The organism is Desulfovibrio sp. JC022 (assembly GCF_010470665.1).
GTDB lineage: Bacteria > Desulfobacterota > Desulfovibrionia > Desulfovibrionales > Desulfovibrionaceae > Maridesulfovibrio.
In genome coordinates this window covers 1-19,417 of the sequence record NZ_VOPZ01000009.1, presented here as the reverse complement: position 1 = coordinate 19,417, position 19,417 = coordinate 1, and the positions used below count along the sequence as shown (strand labels likewise).

The window sequence follows — 19,417 nt, the reverse complement described above, 5'->3', positions numbered from 1 at the left end:
TATTTCATGAAATATGGTCTACTACAATATTTAAATTGATTCAGGAGAGGTCTTAATATGAATTATTTTATCGATTCAAATTTAATGTTGGTAGGGATGGTTACTGTCTTAGCTGTGGTCAGTCCCGGACCGGATTTTGCGATTATCGTCAGGAACGGGCTTCGTTTCGGGCGGAAGCTTGGATTAGCGACAGCTGCCGGAATTGCCTGTGGGGTGATTGTGCATACGACGTATATCCTGCTGGGGCTTGGCTATGTAGTGGCAACTTTCAGCTGGGTTCTGGAGGCGATAAGATACGCTGGTGCTGCTTATTTGATATGGCTGGGTATTTCATCGTTCCTACCCTCGGAAACGACTGAGGAACTGAATGGTGAGGGGCAATGCATTGCATCATGTTCTACAGTCACGGCATTTCGAAATGGCTTCATGTGTAATGTGCTGAATCCGAAAACAATATGTTTTTTCATGGCCCTGTTCACGCAGGTTGTAAATCCTGAAACACCAGTTTCGGTCCAAGTAGGCATCGGTCTATTTGTTTCGCTAACCCACTTGTTGTGGTTTTCATTTGTAGTGTTTGTGTTGACTGCTCCCGGTCCGCTGAAGCTGTTCAACAGCTGCAAAAAGGGAATTGAGAAGGCTGTCGGGGTATGCATGCTGGGGCTTGGTGCCAAAATAGCTTTCGACGGTTGATTGAGATGTTTTTCCCGGATGCTAGACAATGCTGTGCTTAAACTGCGTGGGATCAAAAGAGAAGTCCCCGGCTCAGCAATGCTGAACCGGGGACTTCTTTATATAATTATTATATTGAAATATTTTCATGTGTTAATCAGCTCACCGAAATATCTCCGCTGACAACATCATCTCCGCTGTCAATGGTGCTGATCAGCGTAGCCCCTCCGGCATTATCTCCGTTGGAATCATACCAGAGCTGGTTGTTGTGGTCGTCGTAGACGAATGTGGGGGTGTTGCTTCCGATGGATGCGTTCGTGCCGTCATATGCATCTCCGGCAGCATCGGTGTTGTAGGATTTGAACCCTGCTGTATCGGAGAATCCCCCGGATGATGCGAAATTGAAATTGTCGGTACCGGAGTCAAAGTTCTTGATATGATCACCGCCTTCGGCGATGGCATTGTAGTATATTTTGGTGGTGCTGGCGTCATTCAGGGTGATTGTGTCAGCTCCTTGTCCTCCGGTAATGGATTCTGTGCCGGAATTGTGGGAAGTGATGTTATCATCCTGATTTGAACCGATAATGGACTCAATTGAAGCAATGGTGTCCGTGCCCCAACCCGTGGCAGTTCCGCTTTCAAGGTTTACGGTGACGCTTGTGGTGGCATTGATATAACTCAGGGTGTCTGTATCATCACCGCCGTCGATGTTGTCATTGCCGCTTCCGGCGAAGATAAAATCATCTCCTTGGCTGCCGTCTATGGAGTCATTGCCGCTATCGCCGTAAAGTGTGTCATTTCCCTTTTTGCCGTCAATGGTGTCATCATCGGAGCCGCCCCAGATATAGTCGTTGATCCCGCCACCATATAGAGTGTCATTTCCTGATCCGCCTTCAATAGTTCCGTTGGCAGCAGCAAAGGGTCCGGTTGCATCAGCGAGGATTACTTTATCGTCCCCGGAGCCTGCGTAAATATATGCTTTATCCCAATATACGTATATTTTGTCGTCGCCGCTATCTCCATATGCCGTATCTACACCCTTATTAAGGGAGATGGTATCATTCCCACTACCACCGCTGATATAGTCATTGTTGGAGCCGTCAGTCAGGTAGTCGTTACCTTCTTCACCATAAATGGTGTTCGAACCGGACCTGCCGTATAGGGTATCATTCCCTTTGCCACCGTAAATGAGGTCGCTACCGTAGTTGCTGTAGACTGAGTCGGCACCGTCCCCGCCGTAGATAGTGTTGGCCCCGGTAGTTCCCCGGATATAATCATCCCCTGAACCTCCTATGACATTTTCAACACTTTCCAGATCAACAGTGTAGGCAACTGCTCCGGTTCCGTCCTCAATTGTGGCAGACCCGGATGTGCTGCTTAGGGTGATATTCACATCGTTACTGATGGATGCAAAAGATATGGTATCTGAGCCGTCACCGCCATCCACAACGTCATTTCCCTGCGCGGGGGCGAGGGTGTCGTTCCCTTCTTCGCCATAGAGGGTGTCAGCTGAATTCCGGCCGGTTAGTGTGTCATTGCCAGCACGACCATATATGGTCGTGGAGGATGAGTTTCCTTTGATATTGTCGGGACCGGGGGTGCCGTATAGTATTTTTTGTGGTTCGGGCTCTGGCTCAGGTGTCGGTCCGGGAGATGGAGTTGGTGCTGGCGTTATTTCCTGTGTTTCGACCGGATCTATGATCTGGTCAATTTTTGAACGGGTGGCTCTAGGTTCGTGTACTGGCTGTTGCCCAAGCCCGATGGGCTGGAGTGCCAAAAAATTTGCTACAGACTGCGGTCCTTCTTCCACTTCCTGTTCTATCTGGTAGATGGCAAGATTAAGGGTGTTGTCATTAATATTTATTGCTACTTCGGCTTCGGATTTGGCATCCGGTTGCGGAGGGATGTCTAGAAATTTAGGTTCAAACTCTTGAATATCAGCCAGAATTTCTTCGCCGGGATTGAGAACTCCGGCAGCAGGGCTGAGCACTCCGCCGAATCGTTCCCCTTGATCACTAAAGTCATTCGCATTGTGAAGATGCACCGGTCCGGCAGGCAGTCCTGATTGTTGAGCACTGTTTGTCGGCGCGGTCCCCGGAACTACCCCATGTTCCAGATTCGGTTGTGCCGAATTCTCGTCACTTACTGGCGAAATATCAATGGGTCTTTGATCAATTACTTGCGGTTTTTGATCTGTAGGTGTGGATATTTCGTCATTTGATAGAATGTTGTTTTGACTCATAGCTTAATGCCTGCACTGTAGTAAGGGGTGTTTAGTTGCTTGTTGCTTTGTATGATTATGCTACTTTTGATTTATAGTGAAGTGCAGGTTGATGATTCTCGTCTTTTTTGCGTTAGAATGCGTATAGGCTCTGTCTTAAAAATAAGAAAGCCTCTGGAGCAACTTGCTCCAGAGGCTTTAATGCTTGTAGGTAGTCTAGAATTTAAGACATTTTAGCCTGTTCAATAACATACTCAATGGCTTCGTCCATGTTGGATACATCGCCGGAGATCTGTGCTTTAAGCAGGGATTCGCGAATGATACCGACGCCGGGACCGGGTTTGAGGCCGGTGTGCTGCATGATCTCGTTACCGTTGAGGAACGGATCAAGTGCTTCTTCGGGTATGTCGGCACGTTCGAGCATTTTAATGTTGTGGTTAAATTCCTTGTAGGTGGTGTCGCGTGCTTTGATGTCTGCGCGGACCATCTCGATAAGGCGGGGATACTCATCCAGAGCCTTGAATTTGCGGATACCCTTGTCGGTGAGCATAAAGTGGAAACGCATGTGGTTGCGTACCAGATCGCAGATCAGGTCCACATCTTCCTGCGGGAAGTTGAGGCGGGTCAGGATCTTTCTGGTCACTTTTGCACCTACGCGGTGATGTTGCAGGAACTGCCAGTGTCCGTCCACTTCTTCCGCTGTGTAGAGCTTGCCCACATCGTGGAACATACAGGCTACCACGCCGAACCAGTCATAAGGCAGTTCTTCGGGGTAGAGGCGCATGACATCAAGGGTGTGGGTGAATACGTCTTCGGTTTCACCGGTCTTGCTGTTTTTCACCTGAGTGAGGCGGGAAAGGGCTGCAAGTTCGGGAATCAGGCCGTGCAGGAGCATGGTTTCAAAGAGCAGGGAAACGAAAACGTACATGTTTTCGGATTCAACCTTGCGCCATTCATCCATGATTTCAGGCACGGGTACGTAATCGAGAATACGCTTACAGGAGCGGATAATCGCGATTTTAGTATTGGTTTCAATGGGCAGGTTATAGTTTGCTGCGAAACGCAACGCCCTGATGCCCATGAGGTAATCTTTTTTAAGGGTCTGGTCCGGGATACCCAGCAGACGGACTTCACCGCTGCTCAGCTCAGCAAATCCTTCGTAAGGGTCTGCGGCCTTGGGGATGTAAGGACAGGCTGCGGACATGGGGATCTGGTGCTGTTTTTCCAGAGCTTTGAGCAGTCTCGGAGTCATGCGTGAAACGCACTCTTCAGGATGGGAAGAGTTGCTGGTTTCAGATGTGTAGAAATAAAAAGTGTTGCCGCCTTCTTTCAGCACAGCGGTTACACCCTGCTGCTCAGTTGTCTGAACATTGGGAAAAAGCTTGGCCAGCCTTTTGAAATCGAGCTCGGTGGAAATATCCAGTTCGATTTCTTCACCCTTATCTTCGATGGTCAGCTTCTGAAGCCTTTCGTTAATAATGTAAGCATCATAGCCATTACGCATGATGGTTTTACAAATGCCCACCGCGTCCTTGAAAGGTTCGCTCATTAAAATCTCCTTATCAAAAATAAACAGCCTGCCGTCTTAGCAGCAGATGTAGATCAACTATATAAATTTATTAGTTTTTACCTTAACTCAACAGACTTATGCTCTGTCTGTTAAAGAGGTCATACTATTTTTTTGCCACTAAGGAAATGGCTTATGACCCGTCCTTTCAAGGTTTGTCCGCGGAAAGGAGTGTTTTTTCCTTTGGAATGCATGGTTGAAGAATCCAGCACCCATTCCTCGCTGGGATCAAATAGGAAAAAATCCGCAGGATCATCTTTCTTGAAGCTGTTCAGCGGCAGGTCGAAAGTTTCGCAGGGGCTTGTAGTCCACATGCGGATGAAATCATCAAAACTAATTTTTCCGTCAGCAACCAGCGACCATGTTAAAGATAGAGCTGAATCCAGTCCGGAGATGCCGCAGGGCGCGTTCATGAATTCAACTTCCTTTTCGTGGGCTGCGTGGGGGGCATGGTCGGTGGCGAACATGTCGATGGTGCCGTCCTTAATGCCTGCCAGCAGGGCTTCTACATCGTCGGCTGTGCGCAGGGGCGGGTTAACCTTGGTATCCGACCCGTAGCCGTGCAGGGCTTCTTCAGTGAGCAGCAGGTAGTGCGGGCAGGTCTCGGCGGTTACTTTTACTCCGCGTTTCTTAGCCCATGCAATCAGATCAACAGACTTGCGGCAGGAGATATGGGCCAGATGGATGTGCATATCCAGATATTCAGCCATGAGCAGGTCGCGGGCAACCTGTGCGGCCTCAGCCACGTCCGGCTGTGCGGCGAGGCCCAGCACGGAAGATACTTCACCTTCGTTCACTCCGGCTGCGGGTGCCAGATACGGGTCTTCGCAATGGTCGATGATGGGTTTGCCGGTATCGGAACAATATTCCATGGCCCGGCGGAAAAGTTCGCTGTTTTTGATTGGAAGTCCGTCATTGGAGAAGGCCGCACATCCGGTCTCAGCCATTTCATGCATGGGGGTAAGTTCTTCGCCTTTCAGTCCTTTTGTCAGCGCACCGATGGGAAAAAGTCTTGGACCTCCTTCAGGAAAAGCGGCCTTGGCTTTACGCAGCATCTCGTCGGTAATCACGGCGTTGTCGTTGACGGGATCGGTGTTGGCCATGCACATGATGTTGGAGAAGCCGCCGTGTACGGCAGCTTTCAGGCCGGACGCTATATCTTCTTTATATTCAAAGCCCGGTTCGCGCAGATGGGTATGCACGTCCGTCAGGCTGGGCATGAGCAGCAAGCCGCGAGCAGCGACTACTTCCGCGCCTTCATACATTGTATCTGAAGAAGGTTTCACTTCTAAAATTTTACCGCCAGCAACAAGGAGATCGACTTCTTCGCCTTTCCATACTGCCTTGCGGATAACAAGTTCAGGATGAGTCATAATTAATTTCTCCTTATTTCTTACGGGTCAGATACAAATATAACAAAGCCATACGCGTAGCCACACCGGAGGCCACCTGATCAAGCACGAGGCTGGCTTCGCAGTCGGCAAGTTCGGAGTTGATCTCAACTCCGCGGTTCATGGGACCGGGATGCATGATCTTTACATCGGGGCTAGCCAGTTCAATCTGCTTGTGTCCGAGACCGAAGTAGTTGGAATATTCACGCAGGTCGGGCAGCAATCCATCCTGCTGACGTTCAAGCTGAAGGCGAAGACACATGACCGCATCCACACCTTTGCAGGCCTCGTTGATGTCAGTGTAGACCTCAGCGTCCCAATTCTTGATGTATGGAGGCAGCAGGGTACGCGGGCCGCAGAAGCGGACTTTCGCACCCATTATATTCAGTAAGATGAGGTTGGAACGGGCCACTCGGCTATGAGCGATGTCACCGAGGATGAGCACTGTCTTGCCTTCAAGAGAGCCCCATTCCTGATAAAGGGTGAAACCGTCCAGCAGTGCCTGAGTGGGGTGGGCGTGGCGGCCGTCACCGGCGTTGATGATGCTGCAATCGAGCCGTTCGGCAAGAAATTGCGCTGCTCCGCTGGCCCAGTGGCGGATGACAATGCCGTCCGGATTCATGGCCTGTAAGGTCAGGGCGGTGTCCTTGAGGGTTTCGCCCTTGGTCAGGCTGCTGGAGCTTTTGGCAAGGGAGAAGGTGTCGCAGGAGAGACGCTTCCCGGCCATATCAAAGGATGTTTTGGTTCTTGTACTCGGTTCGGCAAAAAAAAGGACCACGCTATGGCCTTTTAAAGTCGGTACTTTTTTTACCGGACGGGAGTTGATTTCCTGAAAGTAAGTGGCAGTTTCAAAAACGTGCTGTACTTCCTCTTTGCTGAGCTGGGTAACATCCAGCAAGTCCTTATGTCGCCATTCCATAAGTTTTCCTCTTAAGTTGTGGTGCGAAAAAGTATTAAAACAAAAGATCTTCAAGGTGGGCGGGAACCGTTGCGTAAACAGCCCTTTTTCCCTTTTCAAGAGATCCGTATGAGTCGTCTATCTGCAAGGCCTTGGCGCTGTTTGTAGTCACAAGTGCAAGCGCGTCAGCCGGGGACAAGGAAATTTCAATGTTTTTCAGCAGGTATTCCAGCTCGTTCCACATGGATAAATCATAATTGGACCCGATGCTGTCCGTACCCAGACAGGTGTTTATACCAGATTTCAAAATCTTTTCCCATGGCGCGCGGCCTTCACCAATGTATGTATTGGAGCGGGGGCAAAGGCAGATATTTACCTTGCGTTCGGCAAGAGTCTTGATGTCTTCGTCCGCAACCCGAACACAATGGACCGCAAGGGTAGATTCATCAAGCAAGCCGAGTGATTCTGCATATTCAACCGGCCGTAATCCTTTGTTGCCGCAATCAGCCAGCAGGCCGGCCCCTTTGAGCATTGTGGCAAATTCGCCGCTGCCATGGGCCACGATTTCATCTTCTTCCTCGTTTTCAGCAAGATGGATGGGGAAGGGCAGTCCGGCTGCGTGGTTTGCTTTTTTTACACCCTGTAAAAGTTCAGCTCCGGTGGAGTAGAGCGAATGCCCGGACCCGGCAGCGTGTCCGTATGCGAAATTCTTTTGTGGGAAAAACTTGGCTCCATCTTTGGGGATCTGAATCCCGATGGCTTCGCAACAAGCATAAAAGCCCATGGACAGCTCATCCATAATCCCGGCTACTTTTGCGCAGTTGCGGGTGGAGATGTCGACGCAAAAGGCTGTGCCTTCAGCTCGCATCTGCTTAACTGCATTACGGACCGCTTCAGTATCAAGATCATAAAGAGGATTGGAAAGCAGGGATTTAATCCAATTGGTGAATCCCTGACCCTGCACGGTCTTGTCTTTCAAGTGGGAAAGCTCAAGATGGACGTGGGCGTTGATCAGGCCGGGCACAATGGTCACATCGCCGAGGTCTTCCACTTCGCCGGAAAAATTATCCTTAAGCGCAGACCATACTCCTGTTTCCAGAATCCGGTCCCCGTCGTGAATGAGAGCAAAATCCTTGATGATAAGATTTTCTCCGCGGGCCATTGTTACGGCTCTTGCCGCTCTTGTGCATTTGTTCATGGGCAAAAAAATGCCGGACCATTAAGGCCCGGCAGGATTAATTATTTTTTAGCGTTGGGATCTTCAAAAAAGACATAATTTGTAGAGTAATCGCTGAATTCAAAGTAGACTTTGTTTTCACCGGGGTCTGCTTTGCCGTTCAGGTTGGCATCAAGAATACCGTAACCGAATCGGTAGGGTCGCTGAACCCTTTCTTTGGTGCCGGAAGCTGTGGAAAGCTTGTCGATTTTTACAAATCGTTTAATCAGTTTGCCGCCGGAATAAATCTCAAGAACCCCATTTACCCCGGTCCAGTTCTGGAGGGAACGACCGATGCGGTTTTGGGTTTCCTGAGTGCATGCGCTGAAAACAGCGAGAGAAAAAAGCAGGATGAATGTAAGGATCAGGCTGTTCTTTTTCATTTGGTTCTCCGTTAAGGGGGTTGCTGTCATCAGGTCAAACGGGCAGTTCATACATGTTTTTTTACGGAATGCAAAGCAGTGCGGCTATAATCATTCTGCTGCCGGAAGCCAGAGATAATGAAATCCGGCCTTGGGCGGCATGAGATTCCCGGCATCAATGTTAATCAAGGCCGGAGAGAAAGCCTGTGATGATGCAGAGTTGTAGAGCGTGTCATTGGGGTAGCTCTTACGTTTGTAAGTGATTACCCGTGAATCTTCATCAATCCCGGCCAGCTTGCAGGCTTCTTTAACCGCATCAGGTAGATACCCGAGGCTGTCCACCAATCCGGCCTTCTTTGCGCTCTTGGCACTGAAGACTTGTGCGGTGAAAATTGTTTTGAGTAAGTCATCAGAAATAGAGCGGTGTTTTTTGACCAGCCCTTGAAAGCGGTCCGCGTAATCTTTGATGATATCGTCAATGATCTTTTTTTGTTCCGGGGTGTCCGGTTTGAAAGGGAAGCCCATATCCTTATTGCGACCGGACTTGGAAACTTCAACTGATACGCCGATCTTGTCCATGAGTCCGTCAACTTTGGGCCTGATGAAAATCACCCCGATGGACCCGGTGAGAGTGGTGGGGTGGGCCATGATGTGATCAGCGGGAAGGCTGACATAGTAACCGCCGGAAGCAGCCACATCCATCATATTAACAACTATCTTGGCCCCGGTTTTTTCCTTGAAACGCAGTATCTCATTGTAAATTATATCGCTGGCAGTAACTGATCCGCCGGGAGAATTTACCTTAAGTACAAGGGCTTTGATATCCTCATCCTCGGCAGCAAGCTTGAGCCGCGATGATACCTCTTGAACAAGGCTGGGAGAGCTGCCCAGCAGGCCGCGCTTGCTTTCATCGGAAATTGTTCCGTCAATGGAGACAACGAGAACCTTGTGTTCACCCTCGCCCTGTAATTTCTTTTCAAGCAGGGGGTCAGTCCCATCCGGGAAAAGGTTCATTTTTGGCTGGCAGCCGCAAAGGGCGATTGAACCGAGTATGAATAAGGTGAGTAATATTTTTTTCATGGCGAAACTCCTTGTTAGGCGGAAAGTAGCAGATGGGGGTGGGGATGGCAAAGCCCTACCGTTCATACATAGCCAGCTTAACCCCGAAAGCCACAAACACCGACCCCAGCGCGCGGTCCAGCCAGATCTGTAATCTTCTGCTTTCACGCAGTCTTCCGGTGACGTGGTCTCCCGCATAGATCAGCGGCGGTTCCACAAAAGCTGCGGTAACGATGATCAAAGTGCCGTGCAGCATGAGCTGAGCCCATACCGGACCGGCTCCTTCAACTACGAATTGCGGTAGGAAGGCTATAAAAAAAGTTGCAACTTTGGGGTTGAGCAGATGGATGAACATGCCTTGCTTGAAGATGGCGGCAGAGTCTAAGGGATTTGAATTTTTATTAATATCCAGCACGCTTCCTGTGGACCTGAAGGCACCGATTGCCAGCCAGAAAAGATATCCTACCCCGATCCATTTTACGATACTAAAGGCGGTGGCGGATGCGGCTACTATGGCAGCAAGTCCGAGAGCTGTCAGGATTACATAGAGAAATGCTCCGGACCAGATTCCGAACATGGCGGCAAATCCGGCTTTTCGGCCTCCGGTAACGGTATGGCTGAGTATGTAGGCCATGTCCGGCCCCGGCGCGATGTTGAGCAGCAGGGCGGCAAGCAGGAAAGATGTCCAGTGGGCAAGATCGTATTCAAACATGATTGAACCTCGGTGAGTTAAAAATACAAACGACCACGGCACATAGATATGTGTCGCGTAGCATGCAAGGTTCTGTTTTGGCGCGGGAAACAGGATTACCGTTTCAGGTGAAACGGCTGAAAGGAAGGTTGACTATATTTCAACCGTAAAGAAAAGCAAAGCCCGGAAAGGGATTCTCATTTGAACAAAACCCGGCCCACTCGCAACTGATCACAAGGGACCGGGTTTGTAATATCTACCGTCTTAACCCGGTAAGACGGCAAAAGCTGTATTGCCTGAAATTAGTGTTACGTCCTACAAATTCATATTAATGAATTTGCTGTGCGCAGCACTAGCGAGACATGCGTGCGAGCTGTCTGCGGTACTCAGGGGAGATTTCAAGACGCTCAATGTGGCGCAGGTCCACAAGAGAGCTTCTCATCTGTGCGCGGTTGGTTTCGCGGATAGCAGCCACGGTCCAGACCGGGAGCCAGAGACCGAGGGTCGCGATGGTCAGCACAGCGTGCATGCTGTGGTTAACTTCACCGCCGTTGCGTGCTGCGCGAGTAGCTGCCCAAGCCTTGATGGTTCCGATTGCGTACATTTTATATTCCTCCAAAAAAAATTTGGTTAATTTGTGTTGTTCACAATTCCCACCTATGCCCGACCCTAATGCAAGTCAACAGTTGGCAATGCAAAATTTGAAAATGCATAGCAAATAATGTTCACGCTTTTTTGAAACTATATAATTCATAAATATCAGTATCTTGTCTTTGTTTAGACAAGGTCTGGAAGGAGTGGTGTCAGGATTCAGACAGCGTTGATTTTAAAATCAATACGTTGGTGAAAAATTTCTCAAGCGTGTCTTGTTAGTACACGCTTTTACAATATTGGAATAAGAGTTGAATCGATATATAACTGAATTGTATTGGATAATTTTTAAAATAAGTAAAAAAATATCAATTTTGTTAAATCTCGGATAAGCTGGCGAATAGCCGGGAAAAGGATAAATCGATTATCCTGCACTGTGTATTTTTATGATAAGATGTAGATGCTAATGCAGTTATGATGTGTTAGTGATGTTGTATTGATGTGTACAACATTGATTATTGAAAAATTACATTAAAGATGCACAAGAGCTGCTTTAGCTAAAAGATAAAACAAAATCAGCCGAATGAAATTCATAGCTTTAAAGAAAAGGCCGACTTTTAGATAGGTAAAAACTGTTTTTACTGAACGAAATTCAGGTGTTTTTCTGAAAGATCTTGGTCGTGGTTAAAAATGAAGCGCAGCAGGAGTACTTCTGGTTGCCTTAGATTTAAACATTCCATCAATCCCGGCAAGTTTTGGCAGCCCGGTAATCTTATCATCCACTTCAAAACGGGGTGAGAAGGGAACAGACTTTTTAAGGGCGTTTTTCCAGTTGTTCTCTTTCTTGGCAAGGCCGATGTTGGCTGCGCCGATGGGATCGAAATTCAAGGCTACAGCATTTTGCGGAGAATTTAGCATATTCATTACGACCCTGTAGGAATAGTCGATAATGGAGCGCAGGTAGGCTTGGCGGAAGGCCGGGACTACTTTTTTAGAAATATTCAGGGATTTGCTCACAGCCTTGTATTCCAGCAGGGCGATGGTCTGGTGAAATACCTTTTTCTTGAACAGGAAGCTGAATTTCTTGGCATCCATGTGTTTGCGCAGATTGAAGTCAGCATCCTGATTGGCTTTGCGGAAAAGCCGTGCAGCTTCCTGCGCGGACCATGCTACCTGATCGTCAGCCAGCATTTCAATATACACATGGCTGAGCCTGCCCCCGGACCGAGCCTGTTGCATGAGGTTGGGTACGTAATAATTGTGAGCGATGATGTCAGCTGCAAGATGAGAGAGATAGCCCAGCGAGTACGCTTTCAGGTGCTCGTCATCAGATTCATCAAGCAGGTTGAATCCGGTCTGCCAGTTGTGGCTGTGCAGCCGTTTGGCTTTACTGCCCTTGCCGATGAATATGTCTGCACTCAGGCATCCGTAGAGGAATATGGCTGAATTGGAGAGCAGCAGTTTTGCCATCATATCAGGAAGCAGTGCGGTGTTGGAAAGCACCGCATTGCCGATGGCCATATGTACTCCCGGTCCCCATGCAAAGCAGGTTGCTGCGAAGCCGAGCACCAGAAGAACGCTGAAGAATAAAATCAGAATAACTTTTCCCATACCTATAAAATAAGCCCCGCTCTGTGTGAGGTCAATGCATTCCGTTTAAAGTAGCGGGGCCACCAGTCGCGCAGCACCTTCCACGGTATCGCGGACCATTCCCACAGGAACGGTTCCTTCGCTGCTGACATCGATAAGTCCCTGAACCCAGTCGTTCACCGGTTTCACGTCAGCTTCGGAGTAAGAGAACATGACGATTTCATAGTTGAGGAACAGGCTGCGCATATCCATATTGGCCGAGCCCACAACTGCCAGCCGGTCATCAACTACGATTACTTTGGCGTGGACCATGTGCGGGTATTTGACCACCCGCCCACCGCATTGCTCAAGTTCCCGGAGATGGGTTCCTCGGGCAAGGTCTGCCAGTGAATGATTTGATTTTGCCGGGACCACAACCCGTAGGTCCACCCCGCGCAGGGCTGCCAGACGCAGGGCCTGTGCCAAAGCTTCATCCGGTACATAGTAGGGGGTGACGATCCAGAGTCTTTTTTCAGCGGTAAATGCCGCGGTGAGCAGTGCATCATGGACCGGGTCGCGGGGTACGTCCGGCCCTGACGGAACAACCTGCATGACCCCGTCTCCGCTTACGGCAGAACCCTTGGTGCAGGGCGGGATAATGTTGACTCTTTCACCGGAGGCAAAGAGCCAGTCCGATTGGAAAACTTCAATGTAGTGGCGTACCGCAGGCCCTTGCAGCACAAAGGAAAGATCGGTCCAGCGTTCCGGGCAGGGGTCGGGCCCGATGTATTCATTAGCGATGTTGGTTCCGCCTGCCAGCACATAGGTCTGGTCGGCAATGGCAATTTTACGGTGATTGCGCAGGTTGCTGTTTCCGTGAAAGGGGGCGTGAAACAGGGGCATAAAGTAGGCAACTTTGCCGCCGTTATCGAGTAGTTTTTTGAGAAAGCGACGGGAGGTGAACAGGGAGCCGATGTCGTCCAGCAGCAGGCGGACGGTTACTCCTGAAGCGGCCTTGCGGGCCAGTCTTTCTACAATGTCCTTACCCACTTCGTCCCGTGAAAGGATAAAGGTGGTGATCAGGATTTGGTGTTCGGCGTTTTCAATCAGCTTGACCAGTTCATTGTAGATATCGATTCCCGTGGGGCAGAGCCGGACCCTGTTTCCGCTGGTGGCTCCGGGAATGCCGTATTCACGGAGCATGGTGTCGATGGGGTCTGCTTCTTCTTGAGGAATGGTCTCCTGTACTTCCAGATGAATGTCCGCTTTGGTGTGGGCGTCACGTTTGAGCTTGCGGCCCCCGAAGATGAGGTAAAAGGGAACACCCACATAGGGCACAAAGAAAATTGCCAGCAACCAGGCAAATGCCGCCGATGAAGTACGCTGCTTGCGCAGGATGGACATTACCAGAATGGCAGCCAGTAAAAAGCCGCCCACAACCGCGAGGTGTCCGAATAAGAGATTCCATTCCATGTTTGTTCCTGAAGTGCGGGTTTAATCATTGATTACCGGACCTTGATCCGTCCTGAAGCAAGCTTAACAGTATTTGAGATGTGACGTAAGGGATTTAAACGACATAGGAAAAATAACCGTTATGGTCTGTATAAAAGTTTCTGCCCTTAACGCTTTCTTTTTGGTATTCTTAAGATAAATTCTTGGCGTATTGTTCTTTATAATGATCTAATATATGATAATAACTGTAGCCGTTGGTTTTTGGCGTCAGTTTCAGATCTGTAATTTGTCAGTTTCTATTTCTCGCCCGGAATAAGGGTAATATTGAGGGAGTTTCTTAATGGGGTCCAGCAGTCCTAACATCAAGTCCTTTTACAAGGGGCAGGAAATTTTCAAGGAAGGACAAGAGAGTTCCGTAGCCTATATGATCAAAAAGGGTGCGGTTAATATCTACAAAGTCCAGAACAATGAAAAGATCATCCTTGCCCGCCTCGGGGAAGGTGAAATTTTCGGTGAAATGGGGATTATCTCCAAAGGAACCCGTTCCGCCAATGCCGAAGCCGCTGAGTACTGCGATCTCGTCATTCTTACTGACCAGATAATTCTTAAGCTTTTGGACCAGTGCCCGCGTACTGTCCAATACATGACCCGTTTGCTGGTCAAACGGCTGCATCGCACCGGGGAGATGATTTCACCTAAAGGACACCGCAGCAATTTTACAAGTATCTGCAATATTCTCGATCTTGCCTACCGCACCCACGCCAGTATGGACCGGGAGCAGGCCAGAAAAGAACGCAATCATGATCTGGGCCTTGATTATACCAAGCTTTGCAAGACCATCCGCAGCATTATCCTTGTCTCCCAGAATGATATTGATGCGGTTATAAACAAGCTTAAGAGCTTGAAGATTATTGATGCCATCGACCTGCGCACAGGCAAAGCCTTTCCTGACCGTTTTATCCAGATCTCCGATCCGGACAATTTTCTTGAAGTTGCCAATAATCTTTTCAGGGAATTGCAGCAGAATGCCTATACCCCAACATCTGAATTGCAGATTGTGGATCTTTACGAAATTTCTGAAATGCTGGAGAGCGACCCTAAGATTATCTATAAGAAAATCGCACAGGAAGATTTTCCGGAAACCATGTTCATGTTCGACCGTAACAAGGTCAGCGATTGGGCTTCTGAAAAAGAGCCGGACTACTTCAGCAAGGTCAAGAAAAAGAAGAAGTCCATTGAAGAGCTGGAAGACATCGAAGATATTGTCTACGTGGACAACGGAACCCTCAAGGAAGTATTCACCAAGCTGGGCTATCATAAGCTGGGCGTGTTGATGTCCATTGCCGAGGATGATGCCCGCAAAAAGATTCTGGCTAACCTTGCCAAGAAGATTGCCAAGATCGTGCAGGACGAAATCCGCGACAACGTGGATGAGACCGAGGCTGAAGACGTGCTCGTGGAGCTTTTTGAAATGGTCCGTGAGATTAAGGGAGGGGATAAAAAGTGAATATAGCCACCATAATCGGTATATTCTTCGGTATTGCCATCCTCATGGTTGCCACCTACACCTCCACTGATTCAGTGGGAGTGTTCATTAATATCCCTGGTATTGCAATTGTCGGCGGGGGTACCATCGCTTCCACCTTTATCTGTTACCCGTTGCGCGAAGTAATGCGCGTACTCGGTGTTTTTATGATGGCTATGGGGGCTGACGAACTGCCTCTTGAGAACTACATCAAAGTAATTGTAGGACTCTCCAAGGATGTGGCTTCCAAAGGCGAGGAGCACCTCGAAGGCAGCCTTAAAAATATTGAAAACGATTTTCTGCGTGAAGGGTTGCAGATGCTTGTGGACGGTTATTCTAAAGAGGAAATCAAGGAGATTCTCGATAACCGCATCCAGCAGTATCACGAGCAGGAATACAGTGCCGCCGGGATCTATCGGACCATGTCCACCCTGTCTCCGGCTTTCGGCATTATCGGTACCCTGATCGGTCTTATTGCCATGATGCAGGGCATGGGGGCAGATATTGCTGCCATCGGTCCGGCCATGGCTACAGCCCTGACGACAACCCTCTACGGCGCGCTTTTCGCCAATATGCTTTTCATGCCCATTGCCATTAAAGTGGAGAAAAGAATTGACGAGATCACCCTGCTCATGAGGGTTATCCGCGACGGTATCCTGTTCATCAAGGACAAGACCCCGTCCGCTATCGTCATGGATAAGCTTAAGGGTTACCTGCCCCCGCGCAAGTGGGCCACAGTTAAGGCTAAGAAGTAACGTTGGGTACTTAACTTAAAAATAGGATTTTTTTCATTAAATTTATAAGGATAAATTTAATGGCGTAACTCTAGGCGGTTTAAACTATGTCGGATGATTTCAGCCTGAAAAAGCCTGCACAGGGCGGAGAAGAGGGCGGCTGGGCCCTGACTCTGGCAGATATGATGACTCTGCTGCTCTGTTTCTTTGTGCTTTTGCTGGCTATCGCTGACGTTGACCAGAACAAATACAAAGATGTTTCAGATTCGTTGGCATCTGCCATGGGCGTGCCTGTTCCCCCGAAGGGAGAAGCGGATACTTTTGAAGGTGCCCCGGTCGCCCGCAGGGTGATCAGTGATCATCAACGCAATATTTTTGAAATGCAGCTTGAAATGGCCCGACTGGTGGGTCGCGAATCAGATGCCCTGAAAATCAAGATGCGACCTGATTCCGTAGCCATCGTGCTCAAGGGCGGTTTCTTTTTTCCCAGCGGCAAGGCTGATTTGACCAAGGGTGCCAAAAGGGTCCTTGCCAAAATAGCACCTTCCCTCGCCAAATCTCCCTATGATGTGGTTATCGAGGGGCATTCAGACAATATTCCCATGAAATCAAGGCAGTTCCCTTCCAACTGGGAGCTTTCCTCTGCCCGTGCCAGCGCAGTTGCCCGCTATCTGCTGAACAACGGGTTCAGCAAGTCCCGCATCAAAGTGCTGGGCATGGCTGATACCGCTCCCGCCTATCCCAACATGGACAAGAACGGCAAGGCTATCCCCGCCAACCAGAAGCGCAACCGCCGTGTGGTGTTGTTGGTTTATCCGCAAAAGAAGAAGTAGGTCATGGTTGCCTACCAGCCTCCTCATACAATAACCCCTTCCATCGTAAATCTGATTGCCAGGATAAGCGAGGAAGTAGGGCGTTTGACCGTCCTTGCCGACAACTCAAAAGAGTTGCGGTTAAGGCGTATCAACCGGGTACGCACAATTCACGGCTCTTTGGCGATTGAGGGTAATAATCTCAGTAAAGAACAGATTACAGCCATTCTGGAGGGCAAAAGAGTAGTCGCACCACCCCGTGAAATTCAGGAGGTGCGTAACGCTATTGCCGCTTATGATCGGTTTGATGATTGGTCGGTAAAAAGTGAAGCTGATTTAAAGGAAGCGCACAGTGTGTTGATGAGCGGACTCATTGATGAGTTCGGTGTTTACCGCCGTTCCGGTGTGGGTGTGATAGCCGGGGAAAGAGTAATCCACATGGCCCCGCCTGCCGATAGAGTTCCGACGCTCATGCAGGATTTGTTTGCATGGCTGGCGGCAACCGACGACCATCCGCTGATTGCCAGCTCGGTATTTCATTGCGAATTTGAATTCATCCACCCGTTCGCAGACGGCAATGGCCGCATGGGCCGTTTATGGCAGACCTTGATTCTGAAAGGCTGGAATTCATTATTCGCGGATATTCCGGTTGAAAGTCTGGTTTTTGAACATCAGGAAGAATACTATTATGCCCTACAGCAGAGTACAAAAAAAGCTGACTCGGCACCCTTCATAGAGTTCATGCTCAAGATGATTCTGGATGCGGTTTTGTCTGCTACCCCCTATGATACCCCCCATGATACCCCTCATGTTAAAGCCTTGGTAGAAGCGGTTTCAGGTGAAATGCATCGTGATGAATTGTTATCTGTTTTGAATCTTAAGGATCGTAAATCGTTCAGGGAGCTTTATCTCAAGCCTGCACTCGAAGCCGGGCTTGTGGAAATGACTATTCCCGACAAGCCCAAGAGTAAGAATCAGCGGTATAGGCTGACCGAGAAGGGGAAGGGGCTGGTCTACAATTAGTCTGTGCTGTATCTGGTTACAGTGGTGGACTTCTGTTTACATTATTTAGTTATAAGTGTGTTTGGATGGTAATAATTTCAATTGGAATCTCTGAATGTTTAATTTCATCAAACTCTTCACAGTGAACACTTACTTCTATGATTCCTTTATTTATTTGTTTAGGAATAATGATGAAATTGTCTATGTTTAAGTATCTTTTGTGTACTAATTCATTGAATTCTATTGATATGGTGTTGTTTTTTTTGTTTATATTATAAGAGTGATCGCCTTTTGTGTTTACAATTATTGGTGGCGTGTTTTCTGCTTCGTATATGGGGGGTGTTGAGTTTGATTGAGTTTGAATATTTTCATACATACTAAGCATAAGATCTTTATGGTCTTTGCTCCCGTGGTCAATATTGTACTTTGCTTGAGCTATTTGTAATGGAGATTTTTCTATGCTAAGTCTAGGTAGACTTAATTTTTTATAATTATCATTGTCTAGTATTATTATTGTGTTGGGGAATTTTAGGTCTACTCTAATGTTATTTGCTTTTGCGCAGCCATTGTTCTCTATTGTTACAATTATTTTTTGTGCGCATAAATTGTGTCTTTGGATTTTATTAGCTTCTATGTTAAATTTGGTTATGTCTTCTTGCGTTGGTAATGACTTATTGTATTTTAGTATTAAATCTTTATTTATGTATTTTAGTAAATGTGCTTCAATATTATTTTCATCTAATGGTGTTGCTCGTTGGTAGTAGTCAGTAAGGTCTTTGAGATTTACGGTTAAGTTGTCTGAGTCATTTATTTTTAATGCCAGTTCGGGTTTTTTCTGCTGTAAGCTGCTGAGTGAGTCTATTTTTTTTCGAAGTTTCCTGTTTTCTTCTGTTGCTGCTGCAAGTTCTTTTGAAATAGTTTGTATGTCTTCTCCACTGCCTCTCGTCCATCCTGTCTGGGGATTACGCGCAAAAGCTTTGGGAAGGGCAATAGCGACTTGGGTTGCTAATTCATCAATATTCGTCCAAAAATTGCACATCTTGTTGGATGTGGCTTTCGTAATAAAATTTTCAAGCTTTTTCATTTTTTCAGGATCATTTTCGCGTTCACGTGATGTTGTCGAAATGTCCCGTTCCCTTACGAAAGCATAAATGGGAACTCCTTTTTCAAGCGCGTAATCGTACTCTTTTTCTGTATAACTGATCCCTTCAGAGGTAATGCTGCCGTATCGGTGTCCAATAAGGATTACATAGTAGTCGCTGTTATCAATGGTGTCTTTGATGATTTCCCACTGCTCATCGTTATCGGCGCTGAACATTTCCATGCCTATTGGGAAATGATAGAGGCCAAGAATGGTTTCTTGTACTTTGCTTCGAGCTTCTTTGAGGTCTTCGTAGGTGGAGCTGATGAAAATTTGATATTTTGTATTGTACATTACCAATCCTTATTTGAATGAAAATATTGGTAAAGGTATAATCAGGTGAAAGGTTTTGTCAAAAGGTAATAAAAAAGGTTCATCCGGTTAAAGAGTACTTTGCCTCATGAATGCCCATGATTCTGAGTTTGAAAAACTCTTGATCACGGTAGCCGTAGGCTTGGCGTTTCATGGTCTTGATCTTGTTGTTGGTGCCTTCCATCGGGCCTGACGAAATGGGATG

The 19,417-nt window shown here is 48.0% G+C and carries 18 protein-coding genes; 5 read left to right on the top strand and 13 right to left on the bottom strand.

From position 1 onward, the window contains the following. The first annotated feature begins 57 nt into the window (after window positions 1-57). Window positions 58-690 carry a LysE family translocator gene (locus FMS18_RS15385; protein ID WP_163295570.1) on the top strand — a complete coding sequence of 211 codons (633 nt, stop codon included), beginning with the start codon at window positions 58-60 and terminating at the stop codon, window positions 688-690. A gap of 136 nt (window positions 691-826) precedes the next feature. On the opposite strand, the gene FMS18_RS15380 is transcribed toward FMS18_RS15385, so the two are convergent. From FMS18_RS15380 to FMS18_RS15330, 11 genes are all read right to left on the bottom strand, one after another. Beyond that, window positions 827-2,911 carry a calcium-binding protein gene (locus tag FMS18_RS15380; RefSeq protein ID WP_163295569.1) on the bottom strand — a complete coding sequence of 695 codons (2,085 nt, stop codon included), beginning with the start codon at window positions 2,909-2,911 and terminating at the stop codon, window positions 827-829. Between the two features lie 202 nt (window positions 2,912-3,113). Then, entirely contained in the window at window positions 3,114-4,439 is a 1,326-nt protein-coding gene (locus FMS18_RS15375) for an HD domain-containing protein (protein WP_163295568.1), read from the bottom strand. Window positions 4,440-4,558: 119 nt separating this feature from the next. Next, window positions 4,559-5,830 (bottom strand): dihydroorotase, encoded by a 1,272-nt coding sequence (locus FMS18_RS15370; RefSeq protein WP_163295567.1) that lies wholly within the window; start codon window positions 5,828-5,830, stop codon window positions 4,559-4,561. A 13-nt stretch (window positions 5,831-5,843) separates the two neighbouring features. After that, complete coding sequence (locus FMS18_RS15365) at window positions 5,844-6,767, bottom strand: aspartate carbamoyltransferase catalytic subunit (protein ID WP_163295566.1); 924 nt, start codon at window positions 6,765-6,767, stop codon at window positions 5,844-5,846. Window positions 6,768-6,801: 34 nt separating this feature from the next. Next, window positions 6,802-7,908, bottom strand: a complete 1,107-nt coding sequence (locus FMS18_RS15360) for an amidohydrolase family protein (protein WP_239061064.1) — start codon at window positions 7,906-7,908, stop codon at window positions 6,802-6,804. Between the two features lie 77 nt (window positions 7,909-7,985). Continuing rightward, the gene (locus FMS18_RS15355; RefSeq protein ID WP_163295564.1) at window positions 7,986-8,345 is read right to left on the bottom strand and encodes a hypothetical protein; all 360 of its coding nucleotides are present in this window, start codon (window positions 8,343-8,345) and stop codon (window positions 7,986-7,988) included. 90 nt (window positions 8,346-8,435) lie between these two features. Next, window positions 8,436-9,404 (bottom strand): signal peptide peptidase SppA, encoded by a 969-nt coding sequence (sppA, locus tag FMS18_RS15350; RefSeq protein ID WP_163295563.1) that lies wholly within the window; start codon window positions 9,402-9,404, stop codon window positions 8,436-8,438. Window positions 9,405-9,459: 55 nt separating this feature from the next. Further along, complete coding sequence (locus FMS18_RS15345; RefSeq protein WP_163295562.1) at window positions 9,460-10,095, bottom strand: LysE family translocator; 636 nt, start codon at window positions 10,093-10,095, stop codon at window positions 9,460-9,462. 331 nt (window positions 10,096-10,426) lie between these two features. Next, the gene (locus FMS18_RS15340; protein WP_163295561.1) at window positions 10,427-10,678 is read right to left on the bottom strand and encodes a hypothetical protein; all 252 of its coding nucleotides are present in this window, start codon (window positions 10,676-10,678) and stop codon (window positions 10,427-10,429) included. A gap of 671 nt (window positions 10,679-11,349) precedes the next feature. Further along, window positions 11,350-12,276, bottom strand: a complete 927-nt coding sequence (locus FMS18_RS15335; RefSeq protein WP_163295560.1) for a zinc dependent phospholipase C family protein — start codon at window positions 12,274-12,276, stop codon at window positions 11,350-11,352. A gap of 45 nt (window positions 12,277-12,321) precedes the next feature. Continuing rightward, window positions 12,322-13,707, bottom strand: coding sequence for a phospholipase D-like domain-containing protein (locus tag FMS18_RS15330; protein WP_163295559.1), 1,386 nt, complete (start codon window positions 13,705-13,707; stop codon window positions 12,322-12,324). Window positions 13,708-14,026: 319 nt separating this feature from the next. On the opposite strand from FMS18_RS15330, the gene FMS18_RS15325 reads away from it, so the two are divergent. From FMS18_RS15325 to FMS18_RS15310, 4 genes are all read left to right on the top strand, one after another. After that, the gene (locus tag FMS18_RS15325; RefSeq protein WP_163295558.1) at window positions 14,027-15,193 is read left to right on the top strand and encodes a cyclic nucleotide-binding domain-containing protein; all 1,167 of its coding nucleotides are present in this window, start codon (window positions 14,027-14,029) and stop codon (window positions 15,191-15,193) included. Then, complete coding sequence (locus FMS18_RS15320; RefSeq protein ID WP_163295557.1) at window positions 15,190-15,966, top strand: MotA/TolQ/ExbB proton channel family protein; 777 nt, start codon at window positions 15,190-15,192, stop codon at window positions 15,964-15,966. The genes FMS18_RS15325 and FMS18_RS15320 overlap by 4 nt, the downstream gene beginning before the upstream one ends. Window positions 15,967-16,052: 86 nt before the next feature. Beyond that, window positions 16,053-16,778: an OmpA family protein gene (locus FMS18_RS15315; protein WP_163295556.1), complete on the top strand. Its 726-nt coding sequence runs from the start codon at window positions 16,053-16,055 to the stop codon at window positions 16,776-16,778. A gap of 3 nt (window positions 16,779-16,781) precedes the next feature. Then, window positions 16,782-17,780, top strand: a complete 999-nt coding sequence (locus tag FMS18_RS15310) for a Fic family protein (RefSeq protein ID WP_163295555.1) — start codon at window positions 16,782-16,784, stop codon at window positions 17,778-17,780. 49 nt (window positions 17,781-17,829) lie between these two features. Here FMS18_RS15310 and FMS18_RS15305 read toward each other — a convergent pair whose 3' ends face one another. After that, window positions 17,830-19,194, bottom strand: coding sequence for a DUF4062 domain-containing protein (locus FMS18_RS15305; RefSeq protein ID WP_163295554.1), 1,365 nt, complete (start codon window positions 19,192-19,194; stop codon window positions 17,830-17,832). A gap of 79 nt (window positions 19,195-19,273) precedes the next feature. Beyond that, window positions 19,274-19,417, bottom strand: a 144-nt coding sequence (locus FMS18_RS15300) for a transposase (protein ID WP_163295553.1), incomplete at its 5' end; no start/stop codon positions are given.

Bases quoted from the DNA above. Each gene is read 5' to 3' on its own strand.
- FMS18_RS15385 (WP_163295570.1), top strand. From the start codon at position 58: ATGAATTATTTTATCGATTCAAATTTAATGTTGGTAGGGATGGTTACT.
- FMS18_RS15380 (WP_163295569.1), bottom strand. From the start codon at position 2,911: ATGAGTCAAAACAACATTCTATCAAATGACGAAATATCCACACCTACA.
- FMS18_RS15375 (WP_163295568.1), bottom strand. From the start codon at position 4,439: ATGAGCGAACCTTTCAAGGACGCGGTGGGCATTTGTAAAACCATCATG.
- FMS18_RS15370 (WP_163295567.1), bottom strand. From the start codon at position 5,830: ATGACTCATCCTGAACTTGTTATCCGCAAGGCAGTATGGAAAGGCGAA.
- FMS18_RS15365 (WP_163295566.1), bottom strand. From the start codon at position 6,767: ATGGAATGGCGACATAAGGACTTGCTGGATGTTACCCAGCTCAGCAAA.
- FMS18_RS15360 (WP_239061064.1), bottom strand. From the start codon at position 7,908: ATGGCCCGCGGAGAAAATCTTATCATCAAGGATTTTGCTCTCATTCAC.
- FMS18_RS15355 (WP_163295564.1), bottom strand. From the start codon at position 8,345: ATGAAAAAGAACAGCCTGATCCTTACATTCATCCTGCTTTTTTCTCTC.
- sppA (WP_163295563.1), bottom strand. From the start codon at position 9,404: ATGAAAAAAATATTACTCACCTTATTCATACTCGGTTCAATCGCCCTT.
- FMS18_RS15345 (WP_163295562.1), bottom strand. From the start codon at position 10,095: ATGTTTGAATACGATCTTGCCCACTGGACATCTTTCCTGCTTGCCGCC.
- FMS18_RS15340 (WP_163295561.1), bottom strand. From the start codon at position 10,678: ATGTACGCAATCGGAACCATCAAGGCTTGGGCAGCTACTCGCGCAGCA.
- FMS18_RS15335 (WP_163295560.1), bottom strand. From the start codon at position 12,276: ATGGGAAAAGTTATTCTGATTTTATTCTTCAGCGTTCTTCTGGTGCTC.
- FMS18_RS15330 (WP_163295559.1), bottom strand. From the start codon at position 13,707: ATGGAATGGAATCTCTTATTCGGACACCTCGCGGTTGTGGGCGGCTTT.
- FMS18_RS15325 (WP_163295558.1), top strand. From the start codon at position 14,027: ATGGGGTCCAGCAGTCCTAACATCAAGTCCTTTTACAAGGGGCAGGAA.
- FMS18_RS15315 (WP_163295556.1), top strand. From the start codon at position 16,053: ATGTCGGATGATTTCAGCCTGAAAAAGCCTGCACAGGGCGGAGAAGAG.
- FMS18_RS15310 (WP_163295555.1), top strand. From the start codon at position 16,782: ATGGTTGCCTACCAGCCTCCTCATACAATAACCCCTTCCATCGTAAAT.
- FMS18_RS15305 (WP_163295554.1), bottom strand. From the start codon at position 19,194: ATGTACAATACAAAATATCAAATTTTCATCAGCTCCACCTACGAAGAC.